This window comes from Streptodolium elevatio, assembly GCF_040649515.1.
GTDB classification, from domain to species: domain Bacteria; phylum Actinomycetota; class Actinomycetes; order Streptomycetales; family Streptomycetaceae; genus Yinghuangia; species Yinghuangia elevatio.
Genome location: NZ_JBEZFP010000068.1, coordinates 1 through 22,245 on the forward strand (window position 1 = coordinate 1; position 22,245 = coordinate 22,245).

Sequence of the window (22,245 nt, forward strand, 5' to 3'; positions counted from 1 at the left end):
GGGGGCCCCCCCGCCCGGGGGGGGGCCCCGCGCAACCCCCCGTGCCGTGTCCAACGATCCGGTGGCGGACAACGGCACGGGCACATCAGGTGTCTCCGGTATCGCCTCGACCGGCGGTTCCAGCCCGCCCCGCACCCCCGCCCCGCACCGGGTCACCGGTGTCCGTCCGGATCATGTGCGGCACGGCGCCGCTTTCGTACACCGGGTCGGCATCGGAGTAGAAGACGTGCCGGGCCGCGCGCTCACCGGGACGGTCCGCCGATCAGCGGCACCGCCGCCCGCTCGGACTGCGTCCTGCCCATGCGTCGGCAGTCAGCCGGCCACCTCCGTAACGGCGGTGAGGAGAACTGCGGCGTCCTCCAACGCGGTCAGACCGTGGCGCTCCTGCGGGATCGCCTGCACGGCGCCTTCCGGTACGTCGATGTCGCCGCGCGGGGCGGTGATGCGGACCGATCCAACCAGGACGTGGATGCTGGCGGCCACAGGGGCGTTGTGCTCGTCCAGGGCGGACCCGGCGGTCAGCGCGATCACGGTCTGGCGCAGTGGTCCCTCGTGCAGGAACAGGTGAGCGCTGCGGCCGTGCTCGGAGGCGGCGGCCTTCTGCAGGTGTTCGCGTGCCAGGGCGGCGACGTTGTCCATGGTCGTCCTCCTTGATGTCGGTTCCTACGCGTACCCCGATCTTCGGGAGCTACCCACCGCTGCCGCGTCATGCCGCGAACCGGAGGGCCTTGCCCAGGTTGTGGTCGATGATCCCGCGCATGGCACCGCGGTCGGTGAAGTCGCCGTCCAGGAGCCTCAGGGGGCCGGCCACCAGGGACAGGTGCATCGCCAGGCTGTAGAAGGCCATACGAGCGTCGTCGAGGTCCCGGCTCTGGAGGTGGCTGTAGTAGTCCTCGTACCGGAGCCGGAGGAACACGTGCTCCCATTCGGCGTCGAAGAACATCAGGCCCTCGATGTCGATGAGCACCGGTTCGTCGTGTGCGTCGACGAGGACATGTTCGGGGCCCAGTTCGCCGTGGATCAGGGCGTACCGGGTGCGGGGCGCCACGGCGGCGCGGAGCGCGGCCAGGGCTTCGGCGAGGCGGTCGTGCGCGGCGGCGATGGACGGCTCTCGGTCGGCCGCTTCGGCCAGGTCGGTGCGGGCGCGGTCGAAGACCAGCTCTTCGCAGGACTCGGCGTCCGGAAGGCGGCCGCGTGCGATCGCGGACGGCCGGCCGAAGGCCGGTGAGGTCTGCGCGTGCATGCGGTCGAGGGCGGCGGCGAGGCGGTCCATGATCGGCGTGGCGCGCTGGGCGCGTTCGCGCAGGATGGTGGCGAGCCCGGGACCGCGGATGTCCTCGACGATCGCGAGGTCGGCGGGGAAGTAGGTGTGCGTGTCGTCGCTGAGGTACAGCTCCGGAATGCGCACGTCGACGGCACGCAGGTGGCGGTGGGCGCTCTCGAACAAGGCGTGCCCGGTGGCGGGTGCGAACGGGTCGGCGTCGTCGTTGCCCGGGCCGGAATCCGGCCAGTAGTTCTCCGCGTCGTCCCAGACATACGCGACGGCGGTCGAGTCGTCGGCGAGCCTGAGGCGGTACGCCCCCTTCCTGCTCCCACCCGGCAACCGGGTCAGTGAGACAACGCGCTGGTCGGTGCCGAAAGCCGCACGAACGGCGCCGGCGAGGGTCTGGGCGGTGACGGGCATGGCGGAGTCGCTCATGGTGTTCTCCCCCGTGATCGGCGCATGGGAGCGCCGTGATGTCGGCGTAGTGGTGTCAGTGGGTGCGCCAGCGGGCGCGGACGTTCTCGATCGGCATGTCGGAGTCGACCAGCATGACGTCGGCGAGTCCGTCGTCCCAGACGACCTGGGGACCGAACGCGCGCGCCAACGCGGTCGCGGCGCGGGCTATCGCCTCGTCGTCGGGGTCGGTGCAGGTCAGCCCCGTGACGGCGACGTGTGCGGATATGTGTTCGCGGTCGCCGCCTACCGACAGTGCGAGCCCGCCGAGCGACACGGTGTCCGAACCGGGGTCGAGGAGCCCCCGCGCGGTATCGGGCGCGGACAGGGTGAACCAGCACTCGGCACCGACGCCGGCCTCCCGCAGCGTGGTGACGACCTGGATCGCGTCGGGATACGCCGATGCCTGGGCGCGGGCCATCGCGTCGTCGTCGAGCGGGTCACCGTGCGATCTCACGAACTCGGCGCCACCGTCCTGCTCCGCGAACCAGCGCAGCGCGTTGACGTGCACGGTCGTGCTCATGCGTCCCTCCGTCCCGAGTCCCCCGCCCCATGATCGTGCATGGCAAGGACATTGACGTGCCGTCAGGCGCGCCGCACGGCGAACGTGTCGGCGGGCGTCAGCGGTTCGCGACATGGGACGCCAACTCGGCGTAGACACCTGTCCGCGCGATGCGCTCCGCCCGTTCCTGGGCGCGTTCCTCAGCCCGGATGCGGGCCGCCTCGCGCCGGTGCTCGGACGCGACACGCCATTCGCGCCAGGTCTCGGTCGCCTCGACGGCGGCGACGCGCGCCTCGTCGTACAGCCGCATGCGGGCCGCCGACGGCACGACCGGATTCGGCGCGTGGGCGTCGGGCTCGCCGAGGAAGCGCAGGATGCCGCTGTCGGTCCAGCCTCGTCGGCGCAAACTGCCCCGCGGTAGGAACAGCGGTCTGCGGCAAGCTGGTTCGGTGTCCTTCCGACGGTCGGTGCCTCTGGCCCCGCGCGCCTCGGCGTCCTTGCTCTGCCGGCGTTCACGCCGCTCCTGCTTGCGCGCCTTGCCGGTCTCGCTTCCCTTGCCGGTCTCGCTTCCCTTGCCGGTCTCGCTTCCCTTGCCGGTCTCGCTTCCCTTGCCGGTCTCGCTTCCCTTGCCGACCTCGTGTCCCTTGCCGACCCTTGCGACCCTGCCGACCTTTCCCGCCTTGCCTGCCTTGCCCGCCTTACCGTCTTTAGCTTCCGTATCCGCCCTGCCCGCCTTGGTGTTCGGCACGGTGGCACCTCCCCGTCGGTCCCGCCCGGCCGATCGACCGGGCACGGAGACAACGCTACGGAGTCGGACAGCCTCGGAAAGCGACGCAGCGCGAATCTGTGGAGAATCGATTCGGCAAAAGTCCGCCTTTGCCGTCCGGCCATACACACCCGCCATACACGGATGGCCCGGCCCCCATACCTGGGGACCGGGCCATCTGCTGAAGTGCTACTCGGACTTGGCGCCGTCCACGGCGGCAGCCTTGGACCCGTCCTTGGACCCGTCCTTCGCCGCGTCCTTGGCCCCGTTCCCGGCCGCGTCCTTGGTTTCGTCCTTGGGCTTCGCGTCGATACCCGCCTCGCGCCGCTGCGCCGCGGTGATCGGCGTCGGCGCGCCGGTCAGCGGGTCGCCGCCGGTGGCCGTCTTCGGGAACGCCATCACGTCGCGGATCGAGTCCGCGCCCGCCAGGAGCGCCACGAGCCGGTCGAGGCCGAGGGCGATCCCGCCGTGCGGCGGCGGGCCGTACTGGAAAGCGTCCAGCAGGAACCCGAACTGCGACTGCGCCTCCTCGTCCGACAACCCGATGGCCTCGAACGCCCGCTTCTGCACGTCCGCCCGGTGGATACGGATCGAACCGCCGCCCACCTCGGTGCCGTTCAAAACCAGGTCGTACGCGTTCGACAGCGCGGCCCCCGGGTCCTTGTCGAACGTGTCCAGGTATTCCGCCGTCGGTGCCGTGAACGGGTGGTGGATCGCGTGCCACCCCTGGAACACGCCCTTGTCGTCCTCGATCGGCTCGAACATCGGGAAGTCGACGACCCACAGCAGGTTCCACGCCGACTCGTCGATCAGGCCGCCGCGCCTGCCGATCTCCAGGCGGGCGGCGCCCAGGAGTTCGAGCGACGCGGTACGTCGGCCCGCGGCGAAGAAGATCGCGTCGCCCGGGGCCGCACCGGCCGCCTCCACGAGCCCCGCGAGGTGCTCCTGCGACAGGTTCTTGGCCACCGGGCCGCGCAGTTCGCCGGTCTCGGCGTCGACGAGCACGTACGCCAGCCCGCGCGCGCCACGCGCCTTCGCCCAGTCCTGCCAGCCGTCCAGTTCCTTGCGCGTCTGCGAGGCACCGCCGGGCATGACGATTGCGCCCACGAACTCCGACTGGAACACCCGGAATTCGGTGCCCGCGAAGTACTTCGTCAGGTCCGCGATCTCGACGCCGAAGCGAAGGTCCGGCTTGTCCGAGCCGTACTTGGCCATCGCGTCCGCGTAGGACATGCGCGGCAGCGGGAGCTCGACCTCGACGCCGTGCACCTCGCGCCAGATGCGCGCGATCAACGCCTCGGTGAGCGCGATGACGTCGTCCTGGTCGCAGAAGGACATCTCGACGTCGAGCTGGGTGAACTCGGGCTGCCGGTCGGCGCGGAAGTCCTCGTCCCGGAAGCAGCGCGCGATCTGGTAGTAGCGCTCCATGCCCGCGACCATCAGCAGCTGCTTGAACAGCTGCGGCGACTGCGGCAGCGCGTACCAGGTGCCCGGCTGCAGGCGCACCGGCACGACGAAGTCGCGGGCGCCCTCGGGCGTCGAGCGCGTCAGGTACGGCGTCTCGATGTCGAGGAAGGAGTTCTCCTCCAGCACCTCGCGAATGATCCGCGTGACCTGCGAGCGCAGGCGCAGGTTGCGGGACATCTGCTGGCGGCGCAGGTCGAGGTACCGGTAGCGCAGCCGGACTTCCTCGTTCACCGAACCCGGCGTGTACTCCTCGATCGGGAACGGCAGCGGAGCCGCCTCCGACAGCACCTCGAAGTCGGTCACCAGGACCTCGACCGCGCCCGTCGGGATCTCGGTGTTCTCGTTGCCGTCGGGGCGGATGCGCACGTCGCCGGTGACCTTGACGCAGTATTCGCCGCGCAGGTCGTGGACCGCGTCCAGGTCGCGGAAGACGACCTGGACGGTCCCGGAGGCGTCCCGGATGTCCACGAACGCCACGCCGCCGTGATCGCGGCGCCGGGCGACCCAGCCGGCGAGCGTCACGGTGGTTCCGGCGTGCTCCGCGCGGAGCGTGCCGGCGTCATGGGTGCGGATCACTGGAGCTTCTCCTTCAGGGTGTCGACCACGGCGTCCAGGGGGACGGCCGTCTGGTCGCCGGTCGTGAGGTCCTTCAACTGGGCGACGCCTTCGGCGAGATCGCGTTCGCCGACGACGATGGCGTAGCGCGCGCCCGACTGGTCGGCGGCCTTCATGGCGCCCTTGAGCTTCTTCCCGTCGTACGCCATGTCCGCCGGGATGTCGGCCAGCCGCAGCGCGGTGACGAGCTTGAACACCTCGCGGCGCGCGGCGTCGCCCAAGGCCACACCGTAGACGTCGCAGTCGGCGCCGGTCTCGATCTCCTGGCCCTCGGCCTCCATCGCCAGCATGGTGCGGCCGATGCCCAGCGCCCAGCCCACGGACGGCAGTTCGGGTCCGCCGAGGTCCTGCGCGAGGCCGTCGTAGCGGCCGCCGCCGCCGATCGCGGACTGCGCGCCGAGGCCGTCGTGCACGAACTCGAAGATGGTGCGGACGTAATAGTCCAGGCCGCGCACCAGCTTCGGGGCGTCCTCGTAGTCGATCTTCAGGTCGTCGAGCATCGACCGGACGAACGCGTGGTGCGCGGCGCACGCCTCGCACAGGCTGTCCGTGATGAGCGGCGCGTCGGTCAGCTGCGCCTGCACCTCGGGCCGCTTGTCGTCGAGCACCCGCAGCGGGTTGATCTCGATGCGGGCGCGCGTGTCCTCGTCGAGGTCGAGCCCGCGCAGAAACTCCTGGAGCTTGGCCCGGTAGACCGGACGGCACTCCTTGCAGCCGAGCGAGTTCAGCAGCAGCCGGAAGTCGCGCAGGCCGAGCTTCTGGAAGCCCTCGACGGCGAGCGCGATCATCTCGACGTCGACCAGCGGGTCGGAGCTGCCGATCGCCTCGGCGCCGACCTGGTGGAACTGCCGGGTCCGGCCCGCCTGCGGCGCCTCGTAGCGGAAGAACGGGCCGAAGTACCACAACTTCACCGGCAGGCGCTGGGCCTGGAGGTTGTGCTGCAGCACCGAGCGCACGACCGCCGCGGTGCCCTCGGGCCGCAGGGTGAGCGAGCGTCCGGCACGGTCGTTGAAGGTGTACATCTCCTTCGAGACGACGTCGGTGGACTCACCGACGCCGCGCACGAACAGGCCGGTGTCCTCGAACGCCGGCGTCTCGATGTACTGGAAGCCCGCGTCGCGCAGTTCGAGGCCGAACTGGATCCGGATGCGATTGAACGTCTCCGAATACGGCGGGAGCATGTCGAAGGTGCCCTTGGGGGCGGAGAAGGTACTCACGTCTTGCGTTCCGTCACATTCCTCGGCGAGGTCCCGACCCGGGCGCCAGCTCCTGCAGGTACGGATTGGTGGCGCGCTCGCGGCCGATCGTGGTCTGGGGGCCGTGCCCGGACAGGACGACGGTCTCGTCCGGCAGCGGCAGGACCACCCGGGACAGCGACGTCAGCATCTTCGCGTGGTCGCCGCCGGGCAGGTCCGTGCGTCCGATGGAGCCGGCGAACAGCAGGTCTCCGGAGTAGAGGATCGGCGGGATGTCCGCCTCCGCTCCGGTGCCGAACGTCACCGACCCCTCGGTATGGCCGGGCGCATGGCTCACCTGGAACTCCAGCCCCGCGAGCTCCAGCCTGGCGCCGTCGGTCAGCTCGCGGACCTCGTCGGGTTCCGTGAACGTCATGCCGCCGAAGATCTGCCGGCCGAGCGCACGCGAGATGCCCTTGCCCGGATCGGACAGCAGCTCGCGGTCGTCCGGGTGGATCCACGCGGGCACCTTGTGCTCCTCGCAGACCGGGACGACCGACCACATGTGGTCGAGGTGGCCGTGCGTGAGCAGCACGGCGACCGGGCGCAGCCGGTTCTCGCGGATGATCTCCTGGACCCCGTCGAACGCGTCCTGACCGGGGTCGACGATCACGCACTCCTCGCCTGCGGCGGGGGCCACCACGTAGCAGTTGGTGCCCCAAGCCCCGGCGGGGAACCCGGCGATGATCACGTTGGTCCTCGGCTGTCTCGAAGGAAGATCGCGACCCGTACGACGACCCGAGGGTCTTCCGGGGCGGACGATCAGACGGCAGTATGCGGCGGACGTGGGAATCCTCGTCCGAGGGTACCGGCGCGCGGGGGCGGTTAGCGAACCGGTTCGGATGGCGCGCCTACACTGTGCGCCAGTCGCCCGCTTTCGCCGTGCCGGTACATCACCGCAGGTCGAGACCCGGATGACCGGTCGATCGCCCGGCCGTCCGACAGTCGGGCGACGGACACCGCAGCGTCACCCGAGTACGTCGACCGAACCGGCCCGTCCCGCCGGGCGCACGAGCGAGTCAACCGAGCCAGTCACCACAGCCAGTCAACACACCCGTCAACTGAGCCATCCACAATCGCCGTCCACGAACAACCACAAGCCAACCAGGAGAACACGCGGTGGTCAGCAAGGAGCAGCGCCAGCGCCATCTCGCGCGCGCCAAGCACGAGCGGCAGCAGCTACGCCGGGAGCAGTCCCGCGCCCGCGCCAAGCAGCGCAACTCGCTCATCGGTGCCGTGGTCGCCGTCCTGGTCGTCGCGGGCGGCGGAACGTGGATCGCGACCGCGATGAACGACGACGACAAGAAGAGCGACGCGACGAACGCGGCCGACAACCCGACCGCGATGCCGACCGAGCAGGCGACCAACACCGCGCCCAAGACGTGTGCGGCCCCGGCGCCGGGCGACGTGGTCCCGCAGACTTTCCCGACCGCGCCGGCGATGACCATCGACACGAAGGCCGCGTACGACATGGTCCTCAAGACCACGTGCGGGGACATCACGATCGCCCTCGACGCTGCGAAGGCGCCGAAGACTGTCAACTCGTTCAACTTCCTGGCGGAGAAGAAGTACTTCGACCACACGTCGTGCCACCGCCTGACCACGGGCGCAATGGCCGTGCTGCAGTGCGGCGACCCGACGGCGTCGGGGTCGGGTGGCCCCGGCTACCAGTTCGAGGACGAGAACCTGAACGGCGCGACGTACCCGGCGGGCACCGTCGCCATGGCCAACTCCGGCCCCGGCACCAACGGAAGCCAGTTCTTCCTGGTCAAGGAGGCGTCCGGACTGCCGCCCAACTACACGCCGTTCGGCAGGATCACCGGCGGCATGGAAGTACTGGACAAGATCGTGTCCTCCGGTACCGCGGACCTGAGCAGCGACGGCGCCCCGCACGAGAACGTCGTGCTGAACTCGGTGACCGTCGCGAAGAAGCCCTGACCCCGGTCGGGCTCCGTCCAGCCGAAAATGCAGCCGAAATCGCATCCGCAACGGGGCGGCGGCACGCCCGCCGCCCCCGACTCCTGTGTAAAGTGCGCCGCATTCAGCATCGAAGGAGGCCGCTGTGACCAGCGACCCGTGGGGCCGCGTCGACGAGCAGGGAAACGTCTTTGTCAAGACCGCGGACGGTGAGCGTTCCGTCGGCTCGTGGCAGGCGGGTTCCCCGGACGAGGCCCTTGCCTACTTCCGGCGCAAGTACGAGGGGCTCGTCGTCGAGGTCGAGCTCCTCGAACGGCGTGTGCGGACCACCGACCTGGCTCCCAAGGACGCGGCCACCGCGATCGAGCACCTGCGCGCGAACATCGTCGACGCGCACGCGGTCGGCGACCTCGACGCCCTGGTCAAGCGCCTCGACGCGCTGACCGGCGTGGTCGACACGCGCCGCGAGGAACGCAAGGTCGCGCGCGCGAAGGCGCAGGAGGAGGCGCACGCCGCCAAGGAGCGGATCGTCACCGAGGCCGAACAGCTGTCGCAGAGCACCGATTGGCGCCAGGCCGGCGAGCGCCTGCGGGCGCTGGTCGACGCCTGGAAGGCCGTGCCGCGCCTGGACCGCAAGACGGACGACGAGCTGTGGCACCGCTTCTCGCAGGCCCGCTCGGTGTTCGCCAAGCGCCGCAAGAGCCACTTCGCCGAGCTGGACCAGCAGCGCGAAGGGGTGCGCCGCACCAAGGAGCGCCTGGTCGCCGAGGCCGAGGCGCTGTCCACCTCGACCGACTGGAACGACACCTCGGCGCGCTACCGCGACCTGATGCGCGACTGGAAGGCCGCGGGCCGCGCGCAGCGCGACGTCGAGGAACAGCTCTGGCAGCGCTTCCGCGCCGCGCAGGACGTGTTCTTCGCGGCGCGCAGCGAGGTGTACGCCGAGCGCGACTCCGAGCAGCGCGACAACCAGAACCTCAAGGAGCAGCTGCTCGTCGAGGCCGAGGCGCTGCTGCCGATCGAGGACGTCAAGTCCGCCCGCGCCGCGCTGCGCTCGGTCAACGAGCGCTGGGAGGACATCGGGCACGTGCCGCGCGACGCGCGTCCCAAGATGGAGGCCAGGCTGCACGCGGTCGAGCGCGCGATCCGCGAGGCGGAAGAGGACCTGTGGCGGCGTACGAACCCGGAGGCCCGGGCCCGTGCGCAGGCCACCGTCGACCAGTTGCAGGCGTCGATCGACAAGCTGCGCGCGCAGGGCGAGAAGGCGCGGGCGGCGGGCAACGAGCGCAAGGTCCGCGAGGCCGACGAGGCCGTGGCCGCCCGTGAGGAGTGGCTGGCCGAGGCGCGCAAGGCCCTGGAGGAGTTCGGGGGCTGAGGCTCTGCGGGGATCCCCCGGGATCCCGTGTGGGAGTGCGGTGACGTGGTGAAGGGGCCTGGAACGCTTGTTCCCGGCCCCTTTGCCGTACGCGCTGCCCCGTGGCCTGCGGTGCCTTCGTACGCGCTGTGGCGGGCCCACGTGGCCGCGCGGGGGCCTGACCCTCCGTCACGTCCCGCATAGGCGTGGGCTCCTGGCGACCACGAAGCCGACAGGAGCCCCCAAAGGCCCCGAAGGCCACGCAGCCCGCGCAACCACGCAGCCCACGCCGCGCACAAAGCCACGAGACAACGGGGCCGCGGAACCTACAAGCGCCGCGAAGCCCGCGGCTCAGCCCTGCTGCCGCCCGCTCGTGACGCGGTACGCGTCGAAGACGCCCTCGACGCCGCGTACCGCCTTCAGCACGTGTCCGAGGTGCTTGGGGTCGCCCATCTCGAACGTGAAGCGGCTGAGCGCCACCCGGTCGCGGCTGGTGGTCACGGACGCCGACAGGATGTTGACGTGCTGGTCGGACAAGACCCTCGTGATGTCCGACAGGAGCCGCGACCGGTCCAGCGCCTGGACCTCTATCGCGACCAGGAACACCGAGGACGCGGTCGGCGCCCACTCGACCTCGACGATGCGCTCCGGCTGCTGCGACAGCGACTCGACGTTGCCGCAGTCCTTGCGGTGCACCGAGACGCCGCTGCCGCGCGTCACGAAGCCGATGATCGGGTCACCCGGCACCGGCGTGCAGCACCGTGACAGCTTGACCCAGATGTCCTCGACGCCCTTGACGATCACGCCCGGGTCGCCGCTGGCCCGCCGCGAACGCCGGGTCGCGGTCGGTGTGGTGACCTCGGCCAGGTCCTCGGTCGCGCCCTCCTCGCCGCCCAGCGAAGCGACCAGGCGCTGCACGATGTGCTGGGCGGAGACCTGCTGTTCGCCGATCGCGGCGTACAGCGCGGAGATGTCCGGGTAGCGCAGCTCGTGGGCCAGCGTCACGAGTGTGTCGCCGCTGGTCATGAGGCGCTGCAAGGGCAGGCCCTGCTTGCGCATCGCGCGTGTCAGGGCGTCCTTGCCGTGCTCGATCGCCTCCTCGCGGCGCTCCTTGGAGAACCACTGGCGGATCTTGTTGCGGGCGCGCGGCGACTTGACGAAGCCCAGCCAGTCGCGACTGGGCGCGGCGTTCTCGGCCTTGGAGGTGAACACCTCGACCAGGTCGCCGTTGTCGAGGCGGCTCTCCAGCGGCACGAGGCGGCCGTTGACGCGGGCGCCGATGGTGCGGTGCCCGACGTCGGTGTGCACGGCGTACGCGAAGTCGACCGGCGTGGATCCCGCGGGCAGCGCGATGACGTCGCCCTTGGGGGTGAAGACGAAGACCTCCTGCGAGGACAGGTCGAACCGCAGCGACTCCAGGAACTCGCCCGGATCGTCGGTCTCCCGCTGCCAGTCGAGGAGTTGGCGCAGCCACGCCATGTCGCCGACCTGGCCGTTGTCCTTCTTGGACGCCTTGGCGTCGGTCGCCGCACGGTTGCCGCCGACCGCCTCCGCCTTGTACTTCCAGTGCGCCGCGATGCCGTACTCCGCACGCCGGTGCATATCGAAGGTGCGGATCTGCAGCTCGACGGGCTTCCCCTCGGGCCCGATCACCGTCGTGTGCAGCGACTGGTACATGTTGAACTTGGGCATCGCGACGTAGTCCTTGAACCGCCCCGGCACCGGGTTCCACCGCGCGTGGATGGTCCCGAGCGCCGCATAGCAGTCGCGGACGGAGTCGACGAGTACGCGGATGCCGACCAGGTCGTAGATCTCCGCGAAGTCGCGGCCCCGGACGATCATCTTCTGGTAGACGGAGTAGTAGTGCTTCGGCCGACCGGTGACGGTCGCCTTGATCCGCGAACCGCGCAGGTCCTGCTGCACCTGGTCGATGACGACGGCCAGGTACTCGTCGCGCTTGGGGGCGCGCTCGGCGACCAGGCGCACGATCTCGTCGTACATCTTCGGGTAGAGGATGGCGAAGGCCAGGTCCTCCAACTCCCACTTGATGGTGTTCATGCCCAGGCGGTGGGCCAGCGGCGCGTAGATCTCCAGCGTCTCGCGCGCCTTGCGCTCCTGCTTCTCACGCTTCAGGTAGCGCATCGTGCGCATGTTGTGCAGGCGGTCGGCGAGCTTGATGACCAGGACACGCGGGTCCTTCGCCATCGCGATGACCATCTTGCGCACGGTCTCGGCCTGCGCGGCCTCGCCGAACTTGACCTTGTCGAGCTTGGTGACGCCGTCGACCAGCATCGCGACGGTGTCGCCGAAGTCGCGGCGCAGCGTCTCCAGGCCGTAGTCGGTGTCCTCGACCGTGTCGTGCAGCAGACCCGCCATCAGCGTCGGCGGGTCCATGCCCAGTTCGGCCAGGATCGTGGCGACGGCCAGCGGGTGGGTGATGTACGGGTCGCCGCTCTTGCGCCGCTGCCCCCGGTGCCAGCGCTCCGCCGTCGTGTACGCGCTCTCGATCTGGCGCAGGTCGGCCTTGGGGTCGTTGACCCGCACGATCCGCAGGAGCGGCTCCAGGACCGGGTTGTAGACGCTGCTGCGCTGCACCCCGAGCCGGGCGAGGCGGGCCCGCACCCGGCCGCCGGTGTCGCCGCGCAGGCTGCGTACGCGGTCGCCGGAGGTGGTGCGGCGGACGACCGGCGGACGCGCGGGTGCGGGGCGTGACTCCGGGCCGGGGGCTCCGGCGGCGGCGGCGCCGTGGTCGGCACCCACCGTCTCGGAGCGGTCCGGGGCCGGCTCGGCGGGCGACTCCGGGGCCGACTCCGCGTTCATGCCCGTGCCGGGCTCCGTGCCGGGCTCCCTACGGGGCTCCGGGTCCGGCGCCGAGGCCGAGGCAGGCTCGGCAGCCGACGCCCCCTCCCCTGCGGTGGACAGGACGCCGGAAGGCGCCTCCGGCGCGCGTACGGCGGCGGTGGTGGATGCATCACCGGGAGCGGGTGGCGCGGGGGTGTCGGCGGGCGGGGCGGATCCGCCCGTCGAATCGTCCGCGCGGTCGGATCCGTCTCCCGGTGCTTGCCGGTTGGCCCGGTCCGACGCGGCCCGCAAAGGGGCACGGGAGGTGTCCGGTGCGGACTCTCCCGGTGTCGGCGCCACGGGCACGACCTCGTCCGGCAACGGCACTCCTCCCGCCGGTTACTGCTGCGTCGTCTTCCGCGGGCGACCCGCCGGAGGCGGGGCCTGGTGGCTCGGCCGCTCCGCTGTGTCATCGTCGAAAAACCTCACTGGACCTCCATCGTAACGAGAGTGGCCCGGCGCGGGTTCGCGTCCGCGGGTCTCAGATGGTCAGGAAGGACCGCACCGACGTGTCGGGCAGCAGCCCGTCGAGCTTCGCGCGCCCCGCCAGGAACCCCAGCTCCAGCAGCACGGACACCCCCGCGACCTCGGCTCCGGCGCGCCGGACGAGGGCGATCGTGGCGGCCACGGTGCCTCCGGTGGCGAGCACGTCGTCGATGACGAGCACGCGTTCGCCGGGCGCGAACGCGTCCTGGTGTACCTCCAAGGTCGCGGAGCCGTACTCCAGGTCGTAGCTCTCCGCAAAGGTCGCGCACGGCAGCTTGCCCTGCTTGCGGACCGGCACGAACCCGGCGCCGGCCCGGTAGGCGACCGGTGCGGCCAGGATGAAGCCGCGGGCCTCGATGCCGACGACCTTCTGCACCCCGGCCTCGGCGCACTGGTCGGCGAGCGCGTCGACGAGTGCCGTGAACGCCTCGTGGTCGGCGAGCAGCGGTGAGATGTCCTTGAAGACCACGCCGGGCTTGGGCCAGTCGGGGACGTCGCGGATTCGGCTGGTGAGCAGGTCGCTCAGTTCCACGGTTCGGGGGTCCTTTCCCGGAAAAAGCGGCGACCGGGTGGCGTGCGGTGCAGCACGAGGGCTGTCCCGTACGCCACCCGGTCTCCGGTGGTCAGTGCTTGCGCTTGCCGCTCGGGCGGTTGCGCGAGCGGTTGCGCGACGGTTGGCGGCGTACGCCTCCCGAACCCGTGCCCCGCGACGAGGACCCGGCGGCGGCCGGCTCGCCGTCGCCCTCCTCCTCGTCGGTGTTGCCGTCCTCGTCGGCGTCGGCAGCCGCCGACGCCGCGGGCTTCGCGGACGCGTCGCCCTCGCCGCGCGCGGCCGCCTTGGCCTGCGCCGCCCGGTGCTGCGCGACCCGCTTGGCGAGCTGCCGCATCTCCGGCGTGCGCTCCTTGAGGTCGGCGAACATCGGCGTGGCGATGAAGATCGACGAGAACGCACCCGCGGCCAGGCCCACGAACAGCGACAGCGCGATGTCCTTGAGCATGCCCGCGCCGAGCAGGCCGCCGCCGACGAACAGCAGCGACGCGACCGGCAGCAGCGCCACCACGGAGGTGTTGATCGACCGGACCAGGGTCTGGTTGAGGCCCCGGTTGGCGGCCTGGCTGAAGGTGATCTTGTTCTGCTTGGTGATGCCCCGGGTCGTCTCCTTCACCGTGTCGAACACGACGACGGTGTCGTAGAGCGAATAACCGAGGATGGTCAGCAGGCCGATGACCGTACCCGGCGTCACCTCGAAGCCGACCAGCGCGTACACGCCGATCGTGATGACGATGTCGTGGATGAGCGCGACCAGCGCCGCCATCGCCATCCGCCACTCGAAGGCGATGCTGAGGTAGATCACCACCAGGACCATGAAGATCAGCAGGCCCTGCAAGGCCTTGTTGGAGATCTCCTTGCCCCAGCTCGGACCGACCAGTTCGCTGTCGATCTTGTCGGGCGCGACGCCGAGCCTTTCGCTCAGCGCGTCCCTGATCTTGTTGAAGTTGCCGGTGTCCTTGCTGGCGATCTGGATGCGGACCTGGTCGCCGCCGACCTTCTGGACGATCGGCTCGTGGGACCCGGTGAACTCCCCTATGGCGTCGTGCGCCTGCGAGACCGAGATCCCGGGCTTGTTGACGGTGAAGACCGCGCCGCCCTTGAATTCGATGCCCTGCGACAGCCCGCGGCCCAGGAGGCCGGCCACCGCGAGCACCAGGATCAGCGCGGACAGCGCGTACCAGCGCTTCTTCTTGCCGACGAAGTCGTACTCGAGCTCGCCGGTGTAGAGCTTGTGGCCGACGCTGCGCAGGCCGGAGAGGCGTGGCATCAGGCCTCCTTGGGTTCGACGGTGGGCCGGGGCCGGCGCGTCGCACGGTACGCCAGGGCCCGCTTGGCACCCAGGCGCGACGGGTCGAGGCCCGACCACGGGTGGCCGGACGCGAAGAACTTCTTGCGCGCCAGGATCACCATCAGCGGCTTGGTGAACAGGAACACCACCACGACGTCGAGGAGCGTGGTGAGGCCGAGCGTGAACGCGAAGCCCTTCACCTTGCCGACCGACACGTAGTACAGGACCGCGGCGGCGAGGAACGACACGAAGTCGGACACCAGGATGGTGCGCCGGGCACGCGGCCAGGCGCGGGCGACGGCGGGCTGCAGCGACTTGCCCTCGCGTACCTCGTCGCGGATGCGCTCGAAGTAGACGATGAACGAGTCGGCGGTGATGCCGATGGCCGCGATGGCGCCGCAGACCGCGGGCAGGTTCAGCGCGAAGCCGATGCCGCGGCCGAGGAGGCACATGATCGCGTACGTCAGCAGGCCGGAGATCGCGAGGCTGACGAGGCTCACGACGCCGAGGCCGCGGTAGTACATGATCGAGTACAGCGCGACCAGGAAGAGGCCGATCGCACCGGCGATCAGACCGCCACGGAGCTGGTCGCCGCCGAGCGCCGCGGAGACGGTGCTGACCTCGCTCTGCTCGAAGGACAGCGGCAGCGCGCCGAACTTCAGGACGTTCGCGAGGGACTTGGCTTCCTTCTGGCTGAAGTCGCCGGTGATGACCGCCTGGCCGCCGGGCAGCTCCTGGCTGACCGTCGGCGCGACGACCACGGCGCCGTCCAGCTCGACCGCGAAGCGGTTCGTCGGGTACTGGCTGCTCGCGAGCTCACCGGTGATCTTGGTGAACTTGTCGGTGCCGGTGCCGTCGAAGTTGAGCGCGACCTCCCAGCCGCCGACCTGGCCGGCGCCCGGGAGCTGCGCCTGCGACGAGGAGAGGTCGGTGCCGTCGATCGCGGCCGGACCGAGAATGTACTTCTCGATCGTCTGCGTTTCCTTGTTGATGTCCTTGTCGCACGCGACCGTCGGTTGCGCGGGGTCGGTGGTGTTGCCGATACCGCGGTTCGCCGGGTTCGAGCAGTCCAGCGCGTCGAACTTGGCCTGCAGCTCCGGCGAGACACCGAAGGCCGCGAGGTCGGCGTTCGGCTGCGTGGGCGTTTCCGTTATCGGCTGCGTCATGTCGAACGGCGCCGCGGTGGTGGCGGACGGCGTCGGCGTCGGGTTGCCCGGCGGGTTCGCGGACGGCGGCGGGGTCGCCTCCTTCAGGTCCGGGATGACCCGGCCCTGCGGCTTCGACGACGTCGAGCTGCTCGACGTCGGGGTCGCCTTGTTCGAGGCGGTGCTCGTCGCGGAGCCCGTGGCGGTCGGCTGGGTGGAACCCGAGGGCGTCCCGGCGGCGGGCGGCGGCGACGAGGCCGCGCCCTGACCCTGCGGCGGGTTGGACGCGGCGGGCGGCGCCGAGGACGCGGGCGGCGTCGTGCCCGGCGTCTGGCTCGGCGGCGGGGTCGTCGCGGGGGTGTCGACGACCGCCTGCTGCTCGGCCTTCAGCACCGGCCGGAAGTACAGCTTGGCGGTCTGCCCGACCTGCGCGGCGGCTTCCTTCTCGCCCTTCCCCTTGGGGATGTTGATGACGATGTGGTCGCTGCCCTGGGTCTGCACCTCGGCCTCGGACACGCCGAACGCGTTGACGCGGTCGCGGATGATCGCCACCGCGGTGTTCATGTTGTCCGGGTTGACGGCGTTCTTGCCCGCGCCCTGGTCGGGCTTGGCCTTCAGCGTCACGCTGGTGCCGCCCGCAAGGTCGATGCCGAGCCGCGGCGTGGTGTCGCCGGTCGCGAACATGATCCCGTAGAGGGCGGCGATGACCACCGTGATGAAGACCAGGGCCCGTCCGGGGTGCCCTCGTGTGCTTGATTTCGGTGCTGCCACCTTCGCCCATCTCCCTGTTGGTGCCGGTCCGGTACGTCGCCGGATCACGGCACAGCGCCCGGACCCGTATCCGGGTGCATCCGTGGCCTGGACATGACTGTATTGCCGACGACGACCCAGCGGGCCGCCGCCCTCACCGCGATTTCAGGAACTAGGCATCCCTACGCGGCTGTTCGCCGTTGTCACCGTTGGCCGCCCCGCTGCCCGGCTTCTTGCCGAGGTCGATCGGGTCGGCGTCCGAGCCGTCCTGCGCTCCGTCCGTACCGCCCGCCGGAGTCTCGTCGTGGTCGTCCTCGTCATCGTCGTGGTCGCCGTCGTCCTCGCCGGTGCTCAGCACCGCGGCGATCGCGCTCTTGAGGTAGCGGCAGTGGACGTCCGGGGCGATCTCCAGGATGACGGAGTCGTCCTCGACCTCGGTGACGGTCGCGAAGAGACCCGCGATCGTACGGACCTCCGACCCGGGGCGCAACGAGTTCTGCGTCTGCGCTGCCTCCTGCTGGCGCTTCTTCGCCGGCTTGATCATGAAGAAATAGATCACGACGAAAATGAGCAGGATGGGCAGAAGGCTGAGGATGTCCACGGCTGGAAACGGTTCCTTTCCGGGGCCGCTCGGCGGCTCGGATCATGACGTTGATCAAGGCCGACGTGTGGCCTCGGCGGAGTCTAGACGGACGGATACACAAGGAACAACGATCGCGGGGCGCAGGCGTTCCCGGCGGTCACCCGTTCGCCGCGCCGCCGCCCGATCCGGCCGAGGGGCCTTCGTCCCCGAACAATCCCGGCTGAGCGGTACGCCCCGACTGTCCGCTCGCGGTGTTCTGCGGCGGTACGAGCCCCAGGTGCGTCCACGCCGCGGCCGTCGCCACCCTGCCGCGCGGCGTCCGGGCGAGCAGACCACTCCGCACCAGGAACGGCTCGGCCACCTCCTCGACGGTCTCCGTTTCCTCGCCGACCGCGACCGCGAGCGTCGACAGCCCCACCGGGCCGCCGCCGAACAGCGTCACCAGCGCGCGCAGCACCGACCGGTCCAGCCGGTCCAGTCCTGACTTGTCGACTTCGTAGACGTCGAGGGCGAGCCCGGCCACCTCGCGCGTCACCTCCCCGTCGGCGCGGACCTGGGCATAGTCGCGTACGCGGCGCAGCAGGCGGTTGGCGATACGCGGCGTCCCGCGCGACCGGCCGGCGATCTCGGCGGCGCCGTCCTCGTGGATGGGCACGTCCAGCAGTCGCGCCGAGCGGTGCAGCACGCGCTCCAGCTCGGCGGGCGCGTAGAAGTCCATGTGGCCGGTGAAGCCGAACCGGTCGCGCAGCGGCGGCGGCAGCAGGCCGGCCCGGGTCGTCGCGCCGACGAGCGTGAACGGCGGCAGTTCCAGGGGAATGGCGGTGGCGCCGGGGCCCTTGCCGACGATGATGTCGACGCGGAAGTCCTCCATCGCCATGTACAGCATCTCCTCGGCGGGCCGCGACATGCGGTGGATCTCGTCGAGGAACAGCACCTCGCCCTCGGCGAGCGAGGAGAGAATGGCCGCGAGGTCGCCGGCGTGCTGGATCGCCGGGCCCGAGGTGATGCGGATCGGTACGCCCATCTCCGCCGCGATGATCATGGACAGAGTGGTCTTGCCGAGCCCGGGCGGGCCGGACAGCAGCACGTGGTCGGGCGTACCGCCGCGTGCCTTGGCCGCCCGCAGCACGAGCGACAGCTGCTCGCGCACGCGTTCCTGGCCGATGAACTCGTCGAGGCTGCGCGGGCGCAGCGCGGCCTCGACGGCCTGGTCATCGCCGTCGGCCTCGGCGGTGACGAGGCGGTCCCCATCGTGCGTCATGCCGTCTCGCCCCTGAATCCCCTGAAGTCGCGTCGCGCGGGCAGGCTCCCGTCGCCGTGCGTGCCCGAGCGCCATCCTTGCGCACCCGACGGACACGTCGTGCCGTCCCCGCCGCTCACGCAGGAGCCACGAAGACCTTCCGCCCGGACACACGCACGGCTTTGCGCCCGACTGTCCGTACGCCTGTGCGTACCACCGTCCGCACAGATATATCGACTGACCGCCATGTCCGCGAACACCCTCTTCACCGGCGGTTGAGGCTGCGCAACGCGGTACGCAGCAACGCACCCACGTCCGGGGTCCCGCCCTCCGCGACGACCGCCTCGGCCTCCGGAGCCGCGGCCCCGACCGCCTCGTCGGCCTCACGCGTCGCATAACCGAGGCCGACCAGCGCCGCATGCAGTTGGTCGCGCCACGACAGCGAGACGGGCGCCCCGATGCGGGCCGCCCCCGCGCCACCCGTCGGCGCGCCCAGCCGGTCCTTGAGCTCGATGAGCAGCTTCTGCGCCCCCTTCTTGCCGATGCCGGGCACGGCGGTGAGCGCTTTCTCGTCGCCGCCGGCCACGGCCGCGCGCAGGGCGTCCGGGCTGTGCACGGCGAGCATGGCCTGCGCGAGGCGCGGCCCGACGCCGCTCGCGGTCTGCAGCAGTTCGAAGGTCGAGCGCTCGTCGTCGTCGGCGAAGCCGTACAGGGTGAGGGAGTCCTCGCGCACGACCAGGCTCGTGGCCAGGCGTGCGGGCTCCCCGACGCGCAGGCCGGCGAGGGTGGCGGGGGTGCACAGGACGGCCATTCCGACGCCGCCGACTTCGACGACGGCCAGTTCGGGACCGAGCGCGGCGACGGGGCCGCTGACAAAGGCGATCACGGGGTCATCCTCGCGTACCGCGCGGCAGGCGCGGCGCAGGTGTGCGGGCCGCGGCCACCGCGGCCGCGAGGCGGTTCGTCGCGCCGCCACGCCAGATGTGGCAGATGGCGAGGGCCACCGCGTCGGCGGCGTCGGCGGGCTTGGGCGGCGAGTCGAGGCGCAGGATGCGCGCGACCATCGCGCCGATCTGCGCCTTGTCCGCGCGTCCGCTCCCGGTGACCGCGGCCTTGACCTCGCTGGGCGTGTGCAACGTCACCGGCAGGCCGCGGCGGGCCGCGCAGACGATGGCGACGGCGGAGGCCTGGGCGGTACCCATGACGGTACGCACGTTGTGCTGGCTGAACACGCGCTCGACGGCGACGCAGTCGGGCTTGTGCCGGTCGAGCCACTCCTCGATGCCCTGCTCGACGCCCAGCAGGCGGGCGTCGATGGCCGCGTCGGCGGGCGTACGTACGGCTCCTGCCTCGACCAGCCGAAGCGGCTTCCCCACACCGCCCTCCACCACCCCGAGCCCGCAGCGCGTAAGCCCCGGGTCGACTCCGAACACCCGCACGCGCACTCCCCTGGCAGCCTCACCCGAACACCTCGCGCGAACCTCTCACGCGGGGCCTGACCGAACGCCTCATGCGAACATCTGTTCGCCTCAATCGAGAGCCTAGCGAAGGATCGGTTCGTCGCGGCGCTGCCACGCCGCATACCCTGGTGGCCATGCCAGCGCAGCCCCGCCACGGCGAGTCCGTGTCCCACGACGACCCCGCGGTTCGGCGTCCCGACATCGAGACGCGCGAGGACATCATCCTGCTGCTGGAGGACTTCTACGCCGCCGCGTTCGCGGACGACGCCCTCGGCCACATCTTCGTCGAGGTCGCGCAGATGGACCTCGAAGCGCATCTCCCCCGGCTTGCGGACTTCTGGGAAGTGACGTTGCTGCGCAGCGGCGAGTACCGGGGTAACGCCCTGGAGCCGCACCGCGCGCTGCACACGCAATTCCCCCTGAGCGCAGAGCACTTCGAGCGCTGGATGCGCCTGTGGACGGACGCGGTGGAGGCACGCCACAGCGGTCCGACCACGCGGCGTGCCGTGGCGCAGGCGGGCCGCGTCGCCGCCGCGATGCGCAAGCGGCTGCAGATCGCCGACTCCCCCGCCGCGTGGGCCGACGGCCCCGACGGCCGCCCCGAACTCCCCCTCAGCACCCGCCGCTGACCGCCCGCGGCACGCGACGGGACGTACGTCGGCGCCGAATTGCGACGGTCGGCCGCAGCGGGGAGCAAGCAGCTTTCAGGGGCTTGGCAACTTTCCGGGACTTGGCCGCGGCCGAGGCAGCCTCACCGCCCCCGGCCAACCGGGAAGCGGGCTGCGCGCGGATAACACCCAGGTGACGGGTGCGTCACCATCGGTCTCCGGCAGGCGGTTACCGCTCGGGACCCGGGCCGGGGCTGCCACCTGCGGCGCTAGGCTGTGTCCGGTCGATCACGCCCGGCGCGTCCCGCGCCCGCGTGGCCTTGGCCGGGCCGCGTAGCAGGGCCGGCGACCCCGAGTACCCCGAGTTTGCAGAAGGGCCCTCATGCCGTCACCGTCAACTCCGGTCGCCCCGGACGCGGCCAAGCTGCCCGCTGACCCGACCTCCCGGGGCGCCGACCTCAAGGAGCGGGCGCGGGCGGCGGCGGTTGCGTCGGGCAGGCGGTTCGTGACGGCGGTACGCCCCGCACTCCCCGCGATCATCGGCTACCTCATCGCCCGCGCGGTCAACCTCGTGGTGCTCGCCCTGATGGCGCACGCCGCGAAGAAGCCGTTCTGGTCGATGGTGGGCTCGTGGGACGGCAAATGGTTCCGCGACATCGCCGACTTCGGCTACGTCGACAAGCTGCCGGTCTCGCCGGCCGGCAAGCCTTACTGGGTCAACGTCGAGTTCTTCCCCGGCTACCCGTACCTGGTGCGGCTGGTCTCCAACATCACCGGTCTCGACAGCCTCAACGCGGGCATGGTCGTGACGTTCGCGTCCGGCGCGGTCGCGGCGTGGGGCCTGTACGCCCTCGGCAAGCACCTGACCGGCAGCCACCGCACCGCGACGATCTTCGCGCTGCTGTGGGCGGTCGCCCCGGGCTCGATGGTGCTGACGATGGTCTACTCCGAGGCGCTGTTCGTGGCGTTCGCCTCGTGGGGACTGCTGGCGATCGTGAAGCGGCAGTGGACCGCGGCGCTCATCCTGTGCCTGTGCGCGGGGCTGACCCGCAACACCGCGTTCGCGCTGGTCGCCGCACTCGGCGTGGCGGCGCTGCAGGTGATGCTGACCAGGCGGGACGACGGCACGCGCGTGGGGCTGCTGGGTGCCGAGGCGCGGCGTCCGGTCGTCGCGACGGTGCTCGCGCCGCTGGGCGTGCTCGGGTTCATCGTGTGGGTCGGCTTCATCGGCAAGCGCTGGGACGCGTGGTTCTGGATCCAGGACAAGGCGTTCAACCTGCGGTTCGACTTCGGCATAAGCACCGTGCAGTGGATGAACAAGTACCTGACCCACCTGGGCAGGCCGATCTACGTCGTGTGCACGTTCGTGATCATCCTGTCGGTCGCGCTGATGGTGTGGTCGTTCCGCAACCGCAAGGTGCCGCTGCCCGTGCACGTGTACGGCGCCCTGGTCATGTTCCTCGCGTTGACCACCAGCAACGGCTGGTTCTTCCAGTCCAAGCCGCGCTTCATGCTGCCCGCCTTCACCATCGCGCTGCCGCTCGCCGCGCTGATGGCCCGGTGGCCGCGCAAGGTCGCGGGCGTCGTACTGCTGGCCGGAGCGGCGTTCTCCGGCTGGTACGTGAGCTACCTGCTGTACGTCGTCAACACCAACCCCTGACCCGCCGCGCAGCCACGCGCACATGCGAGGGGGCCGACCGCGCGGTGCGGTCGGCCCC

Annotated in this window: 19 protein-coding genes; 4 read left to right on the forward strand and 15 right to left on the reverse strand. The window is 70.9% G+C overall.

The window, feature by feature from the left end; translation table 11 throughout:
• Positions 1–312 precede the first annotated feature (312 nt).
• From AB0C36_RS24380 to AB0C36_RS24410, 7 genes are all read right to left on the reverse strand, one after another.
• Positions 313–639: a cupin domain-containing protein gene (locus AB0C36_RS24380; RefSeq protein ID WP_358357374.1), complete on the reverse strand. Its 327-nt coding sequence runs from the start codon at positions 637–639 to the stop codon at positions 313–315.
• Between the two features lie 67 nt (positions 640–706).
• Positions 707–1,699, reverse strand: coding sequence for a phosphotransferase (locus tag AB0C36_RS24385; RefSeq protein WP_358357376.1), 993 nt, complete (start codon positions 1,697–1,699; stop codon positions 707–709).
• A 55-nt stretch (positions 1,700–1,754) separates the two neighbouring features.
• Positions 1,755–2,240 carry a hypothetical protein gene (locus tag AB0C36_RS24390; protein ID WP_358357378.1) on the reverse strand — a complete coding sequence of 162 codons (486 nt, stop codon included), beginning with the start codon at positions 2,238–2,240 and terminating at the stop codon, positions 1,755–1,757.
• Positions 2,241–2,337: 97 nt separating this feature from the next.
• Entirely contained in the window at positions 2,338–2,967 is a 630-nt protein-coding gene (locus AB0C36_RS24395) for a hypothetical protein (RefSeq protein WP_358357380.1), read from the reverse strand.
• 207 nt (positions 2,968–3,174) lie between these two features.
• Positions 3,175–5,028: an aspartate--tRNA ligase gene (aspS, locus tag AB0C36_RS24400; protein ID WP_358357382.1), complete on the reverse strand. Its 1,854-nt coding sequence runs from the start codon at positions 5,026–5,028 to the stop codon at positions 3,175–3,177.
• The gene (gene hisS, locus AB0C36_RS24405) at positions 5,025–6,284 is read right to left on the reverse strand and encodes a histidine--tRNA ligase (RefSeq protein WP_358357385.1); all 1,260 of its coding nucleotides are present in this window, start codon (positions 6,282–6,284) and stop codon (positions 5,025–5,027) included. The genes aspS and hisS overlap by 4 nt, the downstream gene beginning before the upstream one ends.
• Before the next feature lie 13 nt (positions 6,285–6,297).
• Positions 6,298–6,993, reverse strand: coding sequence for an MBL fold metallo-hydrolase (locus tag AB0C36_RS24410; protein WP_358357388.1), 696 nt, complete (start codon positions 6,991–6,993; stop codon positions 6,298–6,300).
• A gap of 428 nt (positions 6,994–7,421) precedes the next feature.
• Here AB0C36_RS24410 and AB0C36_RS24415 point away from each other — a divergent pair, with 428 nt between their 5' ends.
• Positions 7,422–8,240 (forward strand): peptidylprolyl isomerase, encoded by an 819-nt coding sequence (locus AB0C36_RS24415; RefSeq protein ID WP_358357391.1) that lies wholly within the window; start codon positions 7,422–7,424, stop codon positions 8,238–8,240.
• A 124-nt stretch (positions 8,241–8,364) separates the two neighbouring features.
• Positions 8,365–9,594, forward strand: a complete 1,230-nt coding sequence (locus AB0C36_RS24420) for a DUF349 domain-containing protein (RefSeq protein WP_358357394.1) — start codon at positions 8,365–8,367, stop codon at positions 9,592–9,594.
• A gap of 330 nt (positions 9,595–9,924) precedes the next feature.
• On the opposite strand, the gene AB0C36_RS24425 is transcribed toward AB0C36_RS24420, so the two are convergent.
• From AB0C36_RS24425 to ruvC, 8 genes are all read right to left on the reverse strand, one after another.
• Entirely contained in the window at positions 9,925–12,393 is a 2,469-nt protein-coding gene (locus AB0C36_RS24425) for a RelA/SpoT family protein (protein WP_358357396.1), read from the reverse strand.
• A 502-nt stretch (positions 12,394–12,895) separates the two neighbouring features.
• On the reverse strand, positions 12,896–13,432 hold the full coding sequence (locus AB0C36_RS24430) for an adenine phosphoribosyltransferase (RefSeq protein ID WP_358357399.1): 537 nt from the start codon (positions 13,430–13,432) through the stop codon (positions 12,896–12,898).
• Between the two features lie 91 nt (positions 13,433–13,523).
• Positions 13,524–14,720, reverse strand: a complete 1,197-nt coding sequence (gene secF, locus AB0C36_RS24435) for a protein translocase subunit SecF (RefSeq protein WP_358357401.1) — start codon at positions 14,718–14,720, stop codon at positions 13,524–13,526.
• Positions 14,720–16,657, reverse strand: a complete 1,938-nt coding sequence (gene secD / locus AB0C36_RS24440) for a protein translocase subunit SecD (protein WP_358357404.1) — start codon at positions 16,655–16,657, stop codon at positions 14,720–14,722. Before secD ends, secF begins: the two co-directional genes overlap by 1 nt.
• 151 nt (positions 16,658–16,808) lie before the next feature.
• A complete protein-coding gene (gene yajC / locus AB0C36_RS24445; protein WP_358357408.1) occupies positions 16,809–17,237 on the reverse strand; it encodes a preprotein translocase subunit YajC in 429 nt (142 codons plus the stop codon).
• 139 nt (positions 17,238–17,376) lie between these two features.
• Positions 17,377–18,480 (reverse strand): Holliday junction branch migration DNA helicase RuvB, encoded by a 1,104-nt coding sequence (ruvB, locus tag AB0C36_RS24450; protein WP_358357411.1) that lies wholly within the window; start codon positions 18,478–18,480, stop codon positions 17,377–17,379.
• Positions 18,481–18,724: 244 nt separating this feature from the next.
• Positions 18,725–19,345 carry a Holliday junction branch migration protein RuvA gene (ruvA, locus tag AB0C36_RS24455; protein ID WP_358357413.1) on the reverse strand — a complete coding sequence of 207 codons (621 nt, stop codon included), beginning with the start codon at positions 19,343–19,345 and terminating at the stop codon, positions 18,725–18,727.
• A 4-nt stretch (positions 19,346–19,349) separates the two neighbouring features.
• Entirely contained in the window at positions 19,350–19,898 is a 549-nt protein-coding gene (gene ruvC / locus AB0C36_RS24460) for a crossover junction endodeoxyribonuclease RuvC (protein ID WP_358357415.1), read from the reverse strand.
• Positions 19,899–20,053: 155 nt separating this feature from the next.
• Between ruvC and AB0C36_RS24465 the strand changes: the two genes are divergently transcribed.
• Both AB0C36_RS24465 and AB0C36_RS24470 read left to right on the forward strand, forming a co-directional pair.
• The gene (locus AB0C36_RS24465) at positions 20,054–20,548 is read left to right on the forward strand and encodes a group III truncated hemoglobin (protein ID WP_358357418.1); all 495 of its coding nucleotides are present in this window, start codon (positions 20,054–20,056) and stop codon (positions 20,546–20,548) included.
• Positions 20,549–20,909: 361 nt separating this feature from the next.
• Positions 20,910–22,187 (forward strand): mannosyltransferase family protein, encoded by a 1,278-nt coding sequence (locus AB0C36_RS24470; RefSeq protein WP_358357420.1) that lies wholly within the window; start codon positions 20,910–20,912, stop codon positions 22,185–22,187.
• The last annotated feature ends 58 nt before the right edge of the window (positions 22,188–22,245 follow it).

Bases quoted from the DNA above. Each gene is read 5' to 3' on its own strand.
- AB0C36_RS24380 (WP_358357374.1), bottom strand. From the start codon at position 639: ATGGACAACGTCGCCGCCCTGGCACGCGAACACCTGCAGAAGGCCGCC.
- AB0C36_RS24385 (WP_358357376.1), bottom strand. From the start codon at position 1,699: ATGAGCGACTCCGCCATGCCCGTCACCGCCCAGACCCTCGCCGGCGCC.
- AB0C36_RS24390 (WP_358357378.1), bottom strand. From the start codon at position 2,240: ATGAGCACGACCGTGCACGTCAACGCGCTGCGCTGGTTCGCGGAGCAG.
- AB0C36_RS24425 (WP_358357396.1), bottom strand. From the start codon at position 12,393: ATGAACGCGGAGTCGGCCCCGGAGTCGCCCGCCGAGCCGGCCCCGGAC.
- secF (WP_358357401.1), bottom strand. From the start codon at position 14,720: ATGCCACGCCTCTCCGGCCTGCGCAGCGTCGGCCACAAGCTCTACACC.
- ruvB (WP_358357411.1), bottom strand. From the start codon at position 18,480: ATGACGCACGATGGGGACCGCCTCGTCACCGCCGAGGCCGACGGCGAT.
- AB0C36_RS24465 (WP_358357418.1), top strand. From the start codon at position 20,054: ATGCCAGCGCAGCCCCGCCACGGCGAGTCCGTGTCCCACGACGACCCC.
- AB0C36_RS24470 (WP_358357420.1), top strand. From the start codon at position 20,910: ATGCCGTCACCGTCAACTCCGGTCGCCCCGGACGCGGCCAAGCTGCCC.